At 70.4% G+C, this 14,452-nt stretch carries 13 protein-coding genes and 1 tRNA gene; 5 read left to right on the forward strand and 9 right to left on the reverse strand.

The annotated features are described in order from the left end of the window. Positions 1-116: 116 nt before the first annotated feature. The gene (locus B9Y70_RS11490; protein WP_085550413.1) at positions 117-950 is read right to left on the reverse strand and encodes a CE1 family esterase; all 834 of its coding nucleotides are present in this window, start codon (positions 948-950) and stop codon (positions 117-119) included. A 31-nt stretch (positions 951-981) separates the two neighbouring features. On the opposite strand from B9Y70_RS11490, the gene B9Y70_RS11495 reads away from it, so the two are divergent. Further along, positions 982-2,073: a LacI family DNA-binding transcriptional regulator gene (locus tag B9Y70_RS11495; RefSeq protein WP_085550414.1), complete on the forward strand. Its 1,092-nt coding sequence runs from the start codon at positions 982-984 to the stop codon at positions 2,071-2,073. Here the strand turns inward: B9Y70_RS11495 and otsB are convergent. The 5 genes from otsB to thrE are packed head-to-tail and all read right to left on the reverse strand — an operon-like array spanning position 2,042 to position 7,075. Further along, on the reverse strand, positions 2,042-3,361 hold the full coding sequence (otsB, locus tag B9Y70_RS11500) for a trehalose-phosphatase (RefSeq protein WP_085550415.1): 1,320 nt from the start codon (positions 3,359-3,361) through the stop codon (positions 2,042-2,044). The two genes, B9Y70_RS11495 and otsB, sit on opposite strands and share 32 nt — an antisense overlap. Before the next feature lie 13 nt (positions 3,362-3,374). Beyond that, a complete protein-coding gene (locus tag B9Y70_RS11505; RefSeq protein ID WP_085550416.1) occupies positions 3,375-3,839 on the reverse strand; it encodes an META domain-containing protein in 465 nt (154 codons plus the stop codon). Next, positions 3,836-5,212: an alpha,alpha-trehalose-phosphate synthase (UDP-forming) gene (locus tag B9Y70_RS11510; RefSeq protein WP_085550417.1), complete on the reverse strand. Its 1,377-nt coding sequence runs from the start codon at positions 5,210-5,212 to the stop codon at positions 3,836-3,838. Before B9Y70_RS11510 ends, B9Y70_RS11505 begins: the two co-directional genes overlap by 4 nt. 8 nt (positions 5,213-5,220) lie before the next feature. Next, positions 5,221-5,541: a hypothetical protein gene (locus B9Y70_RS11515; RefSeq protein WP_085550418.1), complete on the reverse strand. Its 321-nt coding sequence runs from the start codon at positions 5,539-5,541 to the stop codon at positions 5,221-5,223. A 52-nt stretch (positions 5,542-5,593) separates the two neighbouring features. Then, on the reverse strand, positions 5,594-7,075 hold the full coding sequence (thrE, locus tag B9Y70_RS11520) for a threonine/serine exporter ThrE (RefSeq protein WP_420838460.1): 1,482 nt from the start codon (positions 7,073-7,075) through the stop codon (positions 5,594-5,596). A gap of 87 nt (positions 7,076-7,162) precedes the next feature. On the opposite strand from thrE, the gene B9Y70_RS11525 reads away from it, so the two are divergent. Further along, positions 7,163-7,235 (forward strand) — tRNA-Thr (locus tag B9Y70_RS11525). 49 nt (positions 7,236-7,284) lie between these two features. Then, on the forward strand, positions 7,285-8,244 hold the full coding sequence (locus tag B9Y70_RS11530; protein ID WP_085550420.1) for a diaminopimelate dehydrogenase: 960 nt from the start codon (positions 7,285-7,287) through the stop codon (positions 8,242-8,244). Here B9Y70_RS11530 and B9Y70_RS11535 read toward each other — a convergent pair. The 3 genes from B9Y70_RS11535 to B9Y70_RS11545 are packed head-to-tail and all read right to left on the reverse strand — an operon-like array spanning position 8,225 to position 11,462. Beyond that, positions 8,225-9,517 carry an MFS transporter gene (locus B9Y70_RS11535; protein WP_085550421.1) on the reverse strand — a complete coding sequence of 431 codons (1,293 nt, stop codon included), beginning with the start codon at positions 9,515-9,517 and terminating at the stop codon, positions 8,225-8,227. The two genes, B9Y70_RS11530 and B9Y70_RS11535, sit on opposite strands and share 20 nt — an antisense overlap. A 9-nt stretch (positions 9,518-9,526) precedes the next feature. Beyond that, positions 9,527-10,042 carry a TetR/AcrR family transcriptional regulator gene (locus B9Y70_RS11540; protein WP_085550422.1) on the reverse strand — a complete coding sequence of 172 codons (516 nt, stop codon included), beginning with the start codon at positions 10,040-10,042 and terminating at the stop codon, positions 9,527-9,529. Beyond that, positions 10,029-11,462 carry an MFS transporter gene (locus B9Y70_RS11545; protein WP_275886745.1) on the reverse strand — a complete coding sequence of 478 codons (1,434 nt, stop codon included), beginning with the start codon at positions 11,460-11,462 and terminating at the stop codon, positions 10,029-10,031. Before B9Y70_RS11545 ends, B9Y70_RS11540 begins: the two co-directional genes overlap by 14 nt. A gap of 71 nt (positions 11,463-11,533) precedes the next feature. Here B9Y70_RS11545 and B9Y70_RS11550 point away from each other — a divergent pair, with 71 nt between their 5' ends. Together B9Y70_RS11550 and B9Y70_RS11555 are read left to right on the forward strand one after the other, a co-directional pair. Beyond that, positions 11,534-13,279, forward strand: a complete 1,746-nt coding sequence (locus B9Y70_RS11550) for a pyruvate dehydrogenase (protein WP_085550423.1) — start codon at positions 11,534-11,536, stop codon at positions 13,277-13,279. A 131-nt stretch (positions 13,280-13,410) separates the two neighbouring features. Further along, positions 13,411-14,412, forward strand: a complete 1,002-nt coding sequence (locus B9Y70_RS11555; protein WP_085550424.1) for an alanine racemase — start codon at positions 13,411-13,413, stop codon at positions 14,410-14,412. The last annotated feature ends 40 nt before the right edge of the window (positions 14,413-14,452 follow it).

Consider the following 14,452-nt stretch of genomic DNA (forward strand, 5'->3'; position numbering starts at 1 on the left):
GGGCGCCTGGAACGTCATCCCGGCGGGGTGGTGCACATCCCACCGGATGGTGGGCCACCCCGCAGCAACACCCACCCCCTCCGCGACCTGTCCGCCCGAGGGCCCCGCAGCGACCCCTAGAAGCGGAAGAAGTCCGCGACGACCTCCGCGGCCACCAGGGCAGAGGTGCCGGGTCCGACGCTGGAGGGCAGCTGCTTCGGTGTGGGGACGAGGTGCCCCATGCCCTCGATGCTCCACAGTTCGACGGGGGCGTCACCGCCCCACCGGTCGACGGTCACCCCGTCGACGGGGGAGTGCCGCGTGTGGTCGTCCGGGCCCAGGCCGTTCACCCCGGCGAAGTACTCCGCCGACGCGTGCGCGGAGATGAGTTCGCCGCGGGTGTGGGCGGGGTCGAGGCCGGCGACGCCGCCGTCGTAACGCACGATGTGGTCGGCGGTGCCGTGGATCGCCAGGTAGGGGGTCGGCACGGGGTCGGTCCCGAGCCCCTCCACGCGGTTGTTGTCCGCCGGCATGGTGGCGGCGAAGGTGGCGGCGCCGGTGAGGAGGCCGGGGGCGTCGTGAAGCAGGCGCATGACCATCTGCCCACCGTTGGAGTAGCCGCACGCGTGGACGGAGGAGACGCCGAGCCAGTCGACGATCGCGCGCGTGAACCCGACATCGTCGACGCCGAGCTGGCGGGTCTTCTCGCGGAGCTGCAGGCGGGTGTCGTTGAAGTGGCGGTCGACGCCGTCGGGGTAGACGAGGCGGACCCCGCGGGTGGCGGCCATGTCGTCGAAGGTGCGGCCGGTGAAGTTGCGGGCGACGTTGCCGTTCTGCAGGGAGCCGTGGAAGTAGAGCAGCACGGGGGCGTCGGCACCCACGCCGTCGGGGGTGACCACGACGAAGGTCCGGTCCCGGCCGCCGTGGCGGAGGGTGACGCGTTCGGAGTTGTACTGATCCGGGTTTCTCACGCCGCACAGTGTAACCGGATAGGTTTGGGGCATGGTCAAACGTGCCCGGACACTGGCGGCGCTCGCGGCGGAACTCGGCGTCTCACGGACGACGGTGTCCAACGCCTACAACCACCCCGACCAGCTCTCACCCGAGTTGCGTCGCCGTATCCTGCAGGCGGCCGGGGAGCGCGGCTACCCGGGGCCCGACCCCATGGCGCGTTCCCTGCGCACCCGCCGGGTCGGCTCCCTCGGGGTGCTGCTCACCGAGCATCTCACGTACGCCTTCGAGGACGCCGCCTCAGTGGATTTCCTCGCTGGGCTGGCGCAGGCGTCGGAGGGCACGGAGACGGCCCTCACTCTCATTCCCGCGGGACCGTCCGAGAAGGACGCCTCGGCGCTGGTGGGGCGCGCTGCCGTCGACGGGATTGTCGTTTACTCGGTGGCGGAGGGGGACCCGCATCTGGCGGCGGCGCAGGCGCGGGGCGTGCCGCTGGTGGTGTGTGATCAGCCGAAGGGGCTGGACCTGCCTTTCGTCGGCATCGATGACCGCGAGGCGATCCGCCCCGCCGCCCGCGCGCTTCTCGACGCCGGCCACACCCGCATCGGTATCCTGTCGATCCGCCTGCACCGCGCGCGTCATGACGGCCCCGCCGACGTGGAGACCGCCGATCTGCACGTGCAGCGCGACCGGGTGCGCGGGGCGTGCGAGGAGTTCTCTGCGGCCGGCGTCACCGGGGTGCCGGTGATCACCCGCCACATCAACGACCACGCCACGTGCCTGTCGGCCGCGGAGGAGCTGCTCACCACGCACCCGGAGCTCACGGCTGTGCTCTGCACCACCGACTCCATGGCGCTCGGGGTGCTCGACTACGCCCGCCGCCGCGGCATCGCGGTGCCGGGGGACCTCTCGGTGACCGGCTTCGACGGCATCCGCACCGCCCTGCTGCGGGGGTTGAGCACCGTCATCCAGCCGAACCAGGACAAGGGCCGGGTTGCGGGTCGCATGTTGCAGGAGCTCATCGACGCCCACCTCGCCGACGACACCGACGCCGCGCCCACCACCGCTCCCCGGGTCATCCTCGGGACCACCTTCCACTCCGGGTCGACGGTCAGTCGACCGCGCGACCCACGTACGCCATGAGCTGCTGACCCGGGGTGGCGCCCGTCGGGGCGGGGGCGGGCGGGCCGAACTGGCCGCTTTCCTGCAGCGCCGCACCCATCGACTGCAGTCCCGCCAGGTTGCGGGCCGCGTAGGCGGGGTCGAGTTCCACGTCGTGGCCCTGGGAGCGGGCCAGGTCCCACGTGTGCATGAAGATGTCCGGCAGGAGGAAGGCGGCGGTCGCCTGCCCGATGGTACGGCCCTCATCGGGGCCGGAGTGGAAGGTGGTGTTGACGCGGGCGTCGAGAAGCAGGGCGCGGACGGCGTCGACGAAGGAGAACCAGGCACCGGCGGGGTCGGCCTGGATGTCGGTCTCCAGCTCGAGATCGATGCCAGCGTCGCGGAGGTTCGCCGGGTACCAGGTCAGCAGGTGGTCGACGATGTCCCGGGCGGACCACCCGGCGCACGGCGTGGCGGCCGACCAGTCGTTAACGCGCAGCACCTCGGCGGAAAAACCCGCGGCCAGCGCCTCGAAGCGGGCGGGCAGCTCCCGGGGAATGCCCACGTGCGCGGCACGGGCCGCCGCCACCTGGGTGAGCAGGTCCGCCACGGCCGGGATGTCGGCGACGCGTTCCCCCGCGGCGGTCTCACCGGGGCCGACCTTGACGCCGACGTCCCCGGGGCGCAGCGCGCGGAAACCGTCCTCGTCGGTGGTGTCATCGCCGATGAACACCGCCACCGCCGGGTTGACGCGTTCGATCTCGGCGGCCAGCCACGTGCCCTTCGTCCGGTCGGAGACGGAGAACTCGACGATGTTCTTGCCGCGCGAGACCCGCACGCCCGGCATCCCGACCTGCTGGGCCCGGTCGAGGTGGGCGTCGGCAGCGGCCTGGTCTGTGGCTGCCAGGCGGGCGGTGTGTACGACGCGCTGGAAGGGCTTGCGCTCGATGTGGACGTCCGGGTGGTCGCCGTGGAGCGCGGCACCGAGCGCGGCATCGAGTGCGGCGTCTACCTCCGCGAGGCGGGCGGCCTGCTCCTCGGTGAGGCAGTCACCGTGCTCGGCGGACTCTGCCCCGTGGGAACCGGCGAAGATTATGGGCGCGCGCAGGGGGCACAGGCGTGCCAGACCGGCGAGGTGGCGGCCGGTGAGCACGGCCACGTGCGTGGCGGGCAATCCGGCCAGGTGGGTGAGGGCGGCCAGCGAGTCGACGTTGACGGGCACCCCGTAGATCTCGGTGGTGAGGTCGGCGAGGGTGCCGTCGAAGTCGGTGACGAGCAGCAGCGACTCTGCCTGTGCGAGGCGGCGCACAATGGTGGGATCAAGGCTCATGGCCCCACTTTAGCTAGAGTGCGGCGAGACCGATGGCGGGGGGATCGAGGGCATCGGAACGCAGGGTGAGGGTGAGGTAACGCGCCGCGTGGTGGACGTCGAACTCCGTGCCGGGCTGGAGCAGCCCGGTGAGCTGCCCGTGCGTCCGGGTGGCGGGGCAGTCGGCGGCCGCGGGCTCCACCTCGAGGTGGTCGATGCGGAGGGTGTCGGCCTCCTCGGCGCTGGCGGAGTGCCCCCCGGTGGTGAAGGCGACGGTTCCCTGCAGGCGGGAGCAGCCGGTGTGACCGGACAGGGACTGCTGGCCGAAGGCCATCCACGCGCGGCCCGCGTCCTGCGGAGGCAGGGTGGAGGGCTCGCCGGGGGTGGTCCAGATGTCGGTGACCTGCCAGGAGGTGTCGGCGAGGTCGGCCTGAGGTTCCGGGGTGCAGGCGGTGAGCAGCAGCACGGCAGTCCCGAGCACGAAAAGGCGGCGTGTCATCGGCTCTTCTCCAGGGCACTCAGGAAGTTGCTAGCCCACCGGTCGACGTCGTGGTCACGCACCTGCGCATGCATCGCCGTCATCCGCTCGGCCATGAGCTCCGGGGTGGTCTCCAGGCCCTGAACGGCGGTGAGCAGGGCCCGCTTGATGGACTCCAGGTCGAAGGGATTGCATAGGTTCGCCTGGTGCAGCTCGACGGCGGCGCCGGCGAACTCGGAGAGCACCAGCGCCCCGTCCCCCTCCGGGTGGCAGGCGACGTACTCCTTGGCCACCAGGTTCATGCCGTCCTTGAATGGGGTGACGAGCATGACGTCCGCCGCCTCATAGTAGGTGCGCAGCTCATTCTTCGGCAGGGACTGGTGCAGGTAGTGCACGACGGGGTGGCCCATCGACCCGAAGCGGCCGTTGATGCGCCCCACCGCCTCCTCAACGCGTGAGCGCGCCACCTGGTACTGGTCGATGCGCTCCCGGGAGGGGGTGGCGATCTGCAGCAGCACGGCCCCCTCCAGGGCCCCCGCCTCCAGCAGCTCCTCGAAGGCGAGCAGCCGTTGGAGGATGCCCTTGGTGTAGTCGAGGCGGTCGACGCCGAGGATGACGGTGGTGGGGTCACCCAGCTCGCGACGCAGCTTATCGACGCCCCCGTCCTCCCCCTCGCCGAGCGAGTTCATGTCGATGGAGATGGGGAACGCGCCGACGCCGACGCGGCGGCCGTCGCCGGTGGTGACGTGGGCGTCGATACGCCGGGTCGCCGGCTGACCGGTGCCGGAGCACAGGTCGAGGAAGTTGCGGGCACTGGACTCGAGGTGGAAGCCGATGAGGTCGGCACCGAGCAGGCCGCGGATGATCTCGTCGCGCCACGGCAGCTGGCGGAACAGGTCCGGGCAGGGGAAGGGGATGTGCAGGAAGAACCCGATCCGCAGGTCGGGGCGCAGCTGGCGGAGGATGCCCGGGACGAGCTGCAGCTGGTAGTCCTGCACCCACACCGTGGCCCCCTCCGCGGCGACCTCGGCGACCTCCTGGGCGAACCGCAGGTTGACGTCGCGGTACGCCGCCCACCACTGCCGGTGGTACTCCGGCGTGACGATGAGGTCGTGGTACAGCGGCCACAGGGACGCGTTGGAGAACCCCTCGTAGAAGCCCTCGAAATCCGCCTGGGAGAGGCGCACGGGGTGGAGGAGCAGCCCGGCGTCGGTGCGGAAGGGCTCGGGGGCCTCGTCGGGCATTCCCGGCCAGCCCACCCAGCATCCCTGCTGGCGTTCCAGGACAGGGGAGAGTGCGGCGACCAGCCCGCCGGGGCTGGGCGTCCAGGTGGTGCCGTGCAGGTCAACCGGCAGGCGGTTGGCCACGACCACGAAGCTGTTGTCGCCGCTCATGGCTGGTGTCAGGCCTTCTTGACCGTCTTCTTCGTGGTCTTCTTGGTCGCCTTCTTGGTGGTCTTCTTCGTCGTCTTCTTCGCGGCCTTCTTGGTGGTCTTCTTGCGGGTGCGCTTGGCGGGGGCCGGCTCCGGCTCCTCCAGCTCGGCGGCGACCTTGGAGTAGACGAGGCCCTTCGGCTCCACACCGAGCATGCACATCAGGGTGACACCGTCCAGGAAATCCTGCGCGTAGGTGGCGACGATCCGCCTGGCGGAGGCGGCGGTCTCCTCCTCCACGGCGTGCAGGGCCTCGGGAGTCGGGCGGGTGTCAGTGACCTTGGGCGGCACGGATCCTCCTGTAAAAGTGGTGGTCAGGGCACAGTAGATTAGCCATTCTACGCTATGCCCGCGGGTTTTTCCGCACTCGCCTGGTGGGACGTTCCGCCAGCTGCTGGAACGTGACGCGGCGGGCGCGGCGGAAGTAGCGGTAGGGGCGAAGTGTCGGCGGGCGGCGCAGGCGGGCGGCGACCCACTCGCCGAGGACCACACCCGCCGCCAGGCCGGAGGCGATGGCCAGGGCGAGGGCGATGTTGGTGAAACCGGCCAGCGTCTGCTCGTGGAGGGAGGCGTACATGCCGCGGTACACGGCCAGGCCGGGCAGGAAGGGGGTGATGCCGGCGACGGCGGTGATGAGCGGCGGGATGAGGAATCGACGCGCCAGGAGGCCACCGGCCAGGCCGACGACGACCGCCGCCATCGACGACGCGATGACCGGGCCCGTCCCCGCCGGGATGAGCACCAGGTAGTAGAAGGCCGATCCGGCCGTCGCCGTCACCGCCGAGATGAACACCGACGACCACTCCGCGTAGCTGGCGATCGCGAACCCGGCAGCCGCCAGTCCACCGCACAGCACGCGCACGCCTATCGACGTGAAGTTGGGCGGCGCGTACGTCTGCAACGGCGGCAGGGCGATCCCCAGCATGGCGACCAGCTGGATGCCGATACCGACACCGGCGACGATGGCGCCGGTGAACAGCATCGTCTCGAAGAAGCGTGCCGACGCCGTCACCGGGGCACCCGTGATGCCGTCCTGCAGCGACTGCACCAGCGTCAGGCCGGCGAGCAGCACGATGATGCCCGAGGCGATGACCTGGCTGGGGGAGATCTGCAGGCCCCGGTCCGCGGCAAGGGAGTAGATGACCGCCGCCGGGACGGTGGCGATGATCCCGCCGAAGACGTTCTGGAAGAAGTACGGCAGCTGGTGCCGGGCCAGGAAGGTGTTGACCAGCATGATGAGCACCGCCGTGAGGAACGCAGTCCCCACCACGACCGGCCCGCCGCCGAGCAGACCGGCCACCGACCCACCCAGCAGGCCCCACCCCATGATCGAGGTGAGCGTGCCGTAGGAGGCGGGGCGGCGGGTGATCTCGTCGAGGATCTTCTCCGCCGTCTCCGGCGGGGTGGCACCGGCCTGGATGGAACGGATGAGGCGGTCCACCTCGGAGAGGCGGGAGAAGTCCGTCGTCATCGACCGCACCACGCGGAACACCGTGACCGGCGTCTTCCGGGTGGTGCCGATCTGGGTGAACGCCGTGATGGTGTTCATCGTGATGTCCACGTGACAGTAGTGCAGGCCGTACGCACTGGTGACGGCATGGATCTGCGCCTTCGTGTCCGAGTTGGACGTGCCGGAGGACAACAGGACGTCACCGATGCGGACGGCGAGGTCCATGACGGCGGCGACCTGCGCCTGGTCGGTGAGGTCGACGGGCGCCAGCGGGGACGGCGGCGGGGCGGCCTTGGCCGCATCAATGGTGGCGATGCGACCGGATCCCGAGAGCAGTGAACCCCAGGATCCGAGGCGGGAGAACAGTGTGGACACGGGCGCCACCCTAGCGGTTCCACCGGTTTCTATCAGCAGCGGGGCCTGCGGTAGCATCTGCTTCCAGGCGGAGGTTCATCCGCCGGTGCTGGAGTGGCGCAATCGGTAGCGCAACGGTCTTGTAAACCGTAGGTTGCGAGTTCAAGTCTCGTCTCCAGCTCGTAGAATGGTCGGCGTTCACCATCCCCCACTTCGAGGAGAAGAAACGCATGGCCCCCATCAGGATCGCGATCGTCGGGTACGGCAACTTGGGCAGGTCCGTCGAGAAGCTCACCGCACAGCAGCCGGACATGGAGCTGGCGGGCATCTTCTCCCGCCGCGACAGCCTCGACACCGACGCCCCCGTGTGGCCGGTCGCCGAGTTCGCCTCCTACACGGACCAGTTCGACGTCGCCGTCCTCTGCCTCGGCTCCGCCACCGACATCCCGGAGCAGGCGCCGGAGTTCATCCGCCACGCCAACACCGTCGACACCTACGACAACCACCGAGACGTCCCCCGCCACCGCGCCGCGATGGACAAGGTGGCCAAGGAGAACGGCACCGTCGCCGTCGTGTCCACCGGCTGGGATCCGGGCATGTTCTCCCTCAACCGCACCATCGGCCAGGCGCTCCTGCCGGGTGGGCAGCAGCAGACCTTCTGGGGCCCGGGCCTGTCGCAGGGCCACTCCGACGCGGTGCGCCGCGTGGAGGGGGTGAAGAAGGGCGTGCAGTACACGATCCCGTCCCCGGAGGCCCTCGATGCCGCCCGCCAGGGTGAGGAGGGGCTGACCGGCAAGCAGGCCCACCTGCGCCGCTGCTTCATCGTCGCCGACGAGGCCGATCAGGAGCGCATCGAGAACGAGATCCGCACCATGCCCGACTACTTCGTCGGCTACGAGGTCGAGGTGAACTTCATCGACGAGGCCACCTTCGACGCCGAGCACACCGGCATGCCGCACGGCGGCCACGTCATCACCGCGGGTGACACCGGCGGCTACGTGCAGTCCATCGAGTACACCCTCGAGCTGGAGCGCAACCCCGACTTCACCGGTGCCTGCGCCCTGGCCTACGCGCGCGCGGCCCACCGTCTGCGCGAGGCCGGCGAGGCCGGCGCCTACACGGTGCTCGAGGTCGCCCCGTACCTCATCTCCCCGACCCCGCTCGAGGAGCTCATCGCACGCGACGTGTAGTCGGGTCCGTCACGGGGATGAGCAGGAGGGCGCCGACCGCCAGCACCAGGCCGATGCCGAGGATGCCGAAGCGGTCGGCACCCCCCACCGTGACGAAGAGGCCGAAGAACACCGGCGACAGCCAGGAGACGGCGCGGCCGGTGGTCACGTAGAGGCCGAAGAGCTGCCCCTCCGTGCCCTCGGGGGCGACGCGGGAGAGGAAGGAGCGGGCGGCGGACTGGGCGGGGCCGACGAACAGGCAGAGCACCAGGCCGAAGATCCAGAACATCTGCGGCCCCTCGACGAAGTAGAGGACGCCGGCGGAGGCGATCATCAGGACCAGTGAGGCGATGATGATGGGCTTGGGCCCGAGGCGGTCGTCGAGAAGCCCGCCGATCATGGCGCCCGCGGCGGCGGCGACATTGGCGGCGACGCCGAAGATGAGGACGTCGCCGGCGCTGAGCCCGTAGACGGTGACGGCGAGGATGGCGCCGAAGGTGAACACGCCGGCCAGGCCGTCACGGAAGACGGCGGAGGAGACGAGGAAGTAGACGGCGTTGCGGTCGCGGTGCCACAACTCGCGGATGGTGCCGATGAGGCGTCGGTAAGCGTCGATGACGCCCTCGGTCTCGGCGGCGCCGCTGGGGCGGATCTCGGGGACGCGGAAGAGCACCGGCAGGGCGAAGACACCGAACCACACGGCCGCGAAGACGGCCACGAGGCGGATGTTGAGGCCGCCCTCGGTGGGCAGGCCGAAGATGCCGCCGTCGCCGGCGACGAAACCGAAGTAGCAGATGAGCAGCAGGATGATGCCGCCCGCGTACCCCATGCCCCACCCGTAGCCGGAGACGCGGCCGACGTTGTCCTCCGTGGAGATCTGGTTGAGCTGCGCGTAGTAGTTGACCTCCGCGAACTCGAAGAGGACGGACGCGACGGCCATGATGACGGCGCCGATCCAGAAGTAGACGGGGGCGTCGTTACGCACCACGAACAGGGCGAACATGAGCCCCACCGTGATGAACGTCCACACCGCCAGCGAGCGGCGGCGCGTGCCCCGCAGATCCGAGCGCTGCCCGATGATCGGCGCCACCACCGCGATGAGGACACCCGCCACCGCCATCACCCAGCCGTAGAGCGTCGCCGGCGTGTACGCCGTGTCCAGCGTCGCCCCCACCGAATCCGTGAGGTAGACGGAGAAGATGAACGTCACCAGGACGGCGTTGAAGGCCGCCGACCCCCAGTCCCACAGGGCCCAGGAGGTGACGGTGACCCGGTCCGTGCGCATCGTGCTCATGTCGGGAGTCTAAGACGGAATCCGCTCTAGCGCAGCGGCAATGAGCCTCTCCCTCGCGCGCGCGTCGAGGGGGGCGTGGTGGACGTGGTCGTGCGCCCACAGGCCGTAGGCGATGAGCTGCACCAGGTAGGCGTCGGTGGAGTCGGGTTCCGGCATCCACCGCTTATCGACGCCCGCCCACGCCTCCCGGAACTCCGGATGGTGGCGGGAGTCGAGGATCATGAGCAGTTCCGGCAGGTCCGCGGTGCGGCCCATGGAGGTGACGACGGCCCGCAGTCGCCCGGTGGGGGTCAGCTCGGCGGCGGGTGCCCCGGCGATGTCCTCCAGCTCGCGTTCCCACAGGGTGGCGAGGTGGGTGTGCACGCCGAGGAGGAGGTCGTGGCGGGAGGGGAAGTGGTAGATGATGCCGGACTTGGACAGGCCGGCGGCGTCGGCGAGGGTCTCGAAGCTCAGCCCCTCGATGCCGTCCGCGGCGATGACGCGGACGGCGGCGGCGAGGATGAGGTCGCGTTTACTGGGTCGCACCGGGGCTCCTCGGGTTGCCGCGGAAGCACCACGCGCTGAGGAGCGCGAAGGCGGCCGCGATGACGGCGATGACGAGCAGGATGGTCAGGTAGGCGGTGTCGTAGGCGGCGCCGTCGAGCTCCGTGCCGGGGCGGGCGCGCAGGGCGTAGAGCACCGGCAGCAGGGAACCCAGGACGGACACTGCCAGCAGGGTGCCGAACTCGTAGGAGACGGACTCCACACCCGCGGCCATGCCGGCACGGCGCACGGGGGCGGAGCCGATGATCGCCGTCGACGACACCGACATGATCGACCCGGCGCCCGCGCCGACCAGCGCCAGCCCCACCACGAACAGCGGCAGCACATGGTCGTTCCCCGCCCACGTGGCCAGGCCCACGCCCGCCGCCACCACCGCGAACCCGCCCGCGATGAGCGGGATGAACCCCACCCGGTGCAGCACCGCCCCACCCAGCAGGGAGAAGGGGAACGCGGCCAGGGTCACCGCGATGACCAGCAGGCCGGCCTCCAGCGGGGAGTAGCCGAGCACCAGCTGGAAACGCTGGGTGGTCATGAGTTCCAGGCCGGAGACGGCGAACATCGCACCGGCCGCCGCGAGGACGCCGCCGGTGAAGATGCGGGACCGGAAGACGTCGAAGGTGAGGAGGGGGTCGTCGAGACGCTGCTGGCGGCGGGTGAACAGAATGGCCCCCACCACCGTCAGTACGACGGCCGCGAGCAGCAGCCACCACGTGCGCGCCGGGTTCGCCAGCTCCTTGATCGCGGAGACCAGCGACGCCAGCGTGACCAGCGCGTAGAGGGAGCTCGGGGCGTCCCAGTGCTTGGTCGGGTTGGGCATGTTCGGTGGAGCGACGGCGATGGTGAGGATGATCGCCGCGACCACCACCGGCACGTTGATGAGGAACACGGACCCCCACCAGAAGAACTCCAGCAGCACACCGCCCACGACCGGGCCGAGGGCCGCGCCGACGACGGCGACCGACGCCCACACGCCGATGGCGGTGTTGCGTTCCCGTTCGTCGGAGAAGGTGATGCGGATGAGCGCCAGGGTGGCGGGCATCATCGTCGCGGCGCCGAGGCCGAGGAGGCCGCGGGCCGCCACGAGGAACCACGCGCCGGGGGCGAAGGCGGCGGCGAGGGAGGCCACGCCGAAGATGGCCAGGCCGATGAGGAACATGAGGCGGTGGCCGATGCGGTCGCCGAGGGTGCCGGTGCCCAGCATGAGGCCGGAGATGACCAGGGCGTAGGCGTTGATGATCCACAGCGCCTGGGTCTCCGAGGCGCCGAGCTGTGAGCGGAGTTCGGGCAGGGCGGTGTAGAGGATCGAGTTGTCGAGCCCCACCATGAGCAGGCCCAGGGAGATGACCAGCAGGAAGGTCCACCGTTGGGCGGGGGTGGAGTCGACGTTGTCCAGGTGTTTCACGTCGCGTAACTGTACCGACCGTTCGTTACAGTTACAGCTTGGGGCATGAATCCGCGCGTACGCTCGGGGACATGGCACGTAACTTCGCTCAGCAGCTCGTCGACACCCTGGAGTCCCGGGGCGTCGAACGCATCTACGGCGTCGTCGGGGACAGCCTCAACCCCATCGTCGACGCGATCCACTCCTCCTCCATCGAGTGGATCCATGTCCGCAACGAGGAGGCCGCCGCCTTCGCCGCCGGTGCCGAATCGCTGCTCACCGGCCGCCTCGCCGTGTGCGCCGGCTCCTGCGGCCCCGGCAACCTCCACCTCCTGCAGGGCCTGTACGACGCCCACCGCAACGGCGCGCAGGTCCTCGCCCTGGCCTCCCACATCCCCAGCACGCAGATCGGCTCGAACTTCTTCCAGGAGACCCACCCCGAGGTGCTGTTCTCCGAGTGCTCCGGCTACTGCGAGATGGTCAACTCCGCCGACCACGGGGCGCGCATCCTCCACCACGCCATCCAGTCGACGACGGCCGGGGAGGGGGTGTCGGTGCTGGTGATCCCGGGCGACGTCGCGAAGCAGGACGCCGGGGACGGCATGTTCCTCGACTCGACCATCGCGACGGGCCGCCCCGTGCTCTACCCGGATGCCCGCGAGGCCGCCGAGCTCGTCGCGGCGATCAACGCCGCCGAGAAGGTCACCCTCTTCTGCGGCGAGGGTGTCAGGGACGCCCGTGAGCAGGTCCTCGCCCTGGCGGAGAAGATCAAGGCCCCCGTCGGCCACGCCTTCGGCGGCAAGATGCACATCCAGTACGACAACCCCTTCGACGTCGGCATGTCCGGCCTCCTAGGCTATGGCGCCTGCCACGACGCCCTGCACGAGGCCGACCTGCTCATCCTCCTCGGCACCGACTTCCCGTACACCGAGTTCCTGCCCACCGCCAACGTCGCGCAGGTCGACATCAGGGCGGCGAACATCGGCAAGCGCACGACGGTGAAACACCCGGTCGTCGGCGACGTCGGCGCGACGATCGACAACATCCTCCCGCACCTCACGGAGAAGACCGACCGCTCCTTCCTCGACGCGATGCTCACCAAGCACGCCGACACCCTGGAGAAGGTCGTCGACGCGTACACGAAGGACGTCGACAAGCATGTCCCCATCCACCCGGAGTTCCTCGCCCACGTCCTCGACGAGCTTGCCGACGACGACGCCGTCTTCACCGTCGACACCGGCATGTGCAACGTCTGGGCCGCCCGCTACCTCACCCCCAACGGCCGCCGCGCCGAGATCGGCTCCTTCCGCCACGGCACCATGGCCAACGCCCTGCCGCACGCCATCGGCGCCCAGTTCGTCGACCGCGACCGCCAGGTCATCAGCCTCAACGGCGACGGCGGCCTGGGCATGCTCCTCGGCGAGCTGCTCACCGTGAAACTCCACGACCTGCCGCTGAAGATGGTGGTGTTCAACAACTCCTCCCTCGGCATGGTTAAGCTGGAGATGCTCGTCGAGGGCATGCGCCAGCACGGCACCGACCACGAGGAGGTCGACTTCGCGGCCATCGCGGCCGCCGCCGGCATCCACTCCGTGCTCATCGACGACCCCGCCACCCTCCGCGAGCAGCTCGCCGCGGCCCTGGCCCACCCGGGGCCCGTGCTCATCGACGTCCGCACCGACCCCGACGCCCTGTCCATCCCGCCGTCCATCACCTGGGAGATGCTCATCGGCTTCTCTCGCGCGGCGACCCGCTCCGTCTTCGGCGGCGGCGTCGGTGACATGGTGCACCTGGCGCGCGCCAACCTGCGCAACATCGGGGCCGCCGGCGCGGTGTAGGCCGCCGTCCCCCCTCCCTCAGGGTTCCCACGTGGATTTCCGGGGGTCCGGGCGTTGTCCCTGGTCGCAGAAAAGGGCCCGCCCATATATGCGTGGGAACGTGGAGGGGGAGGGCGGACTACCCTGGCACCATGACCCCGACCGTCCGGATCGACCTCGCCCGCCTCGACACCAACATCGCCGCGCAGCCCGGGCCCCTGCGCCCGCACGTGAAGACGCACAAGATCCCCGAGATCGCCCGTCGTCAGATCGCCGCCGGGGCGCACGGACTCACGGTCGCCACGGTGGGGGAGGCCGAGGTCTTCGCCGAGGTCAGCGACGACATCTTCATCGCCTACCCCGTCTGGGCCGACAAGCGGCTGCGCGCCCTGGCCGAACGGGTCCGGTTGTCCGTGGGCTGCGACTCACTGGAAGCGGCCGAGCGGCTGGTCGGGATCCCCGCCGGTGTGCTCATCGAGCTGGACTCCGGCCACCACCGCTCGGGCGTGCCGGTCACCGCGCTGGAGGCCCTGGCGCGCGGGGTGTTCGATCTCGGCCTCGACCTGCGGGGCGCGTTCACCTTCCCCGGCCACTCCTACGCCCCGGGCGCCCAGGCGCAGGCGGCGCGGGACGAGGACCAGGCGCTCCGCGCCGCCGGGGACATCCTCCGCGCCCGCGGGGTGGCGGACCCGGTGCTGTCCGGCGGATCGACCCCCTCGGCCCGGTACTCGCGGGTGGCCACGGAGCGCCGCCCCGGGGTCTACGTCTTCAATGACGCCCAGCAGCTTGAGCTGGGCACCTGCGACTGGTCTGGCATCGCCCTGACGGTCGCGGCCCGGGTGGTCTCCCGCCGGGAGGACCGGCACCAGATCATCGTCGACGCCGGCTCCAAGATCCTCGGGTCCGACCGTCCCGCCTGGGCCACCGGGTTCGGGCGGATCAGGGGCGCCTCCGACGCCCGCATCACCGCCCTGTCCGAACATCACGGCACCGTGGCCTGGCCGGCGGGGGAGCGGCTGCCGGCGATCGGGGAGGAGCTGGCCGTGGTGCCCAACCACGTGTGCCTGGTGCTCAACCTCGTCGATGAGGTGGAGGTGGTCTCCGGCGGCCGCGTGGTCGACCGGTGGCAGGTGGCGGCACGCGGGATGAACTGACGTGCACCCCTTGCGCTTGACGCCGCGTCAACCGGCACAC

Origin of the sequence: Corynebacterium pollutisoli, assembly GCF_900177745.1 — a bacterium.
Taxonomy (GTDB): domain Bacteria; phylum Actinomycetota; class Actinomycetes; order Mycobacteriales; family Mycobacteriaceae; genus Corynebacterium; species Corynebacterium pollutisoli.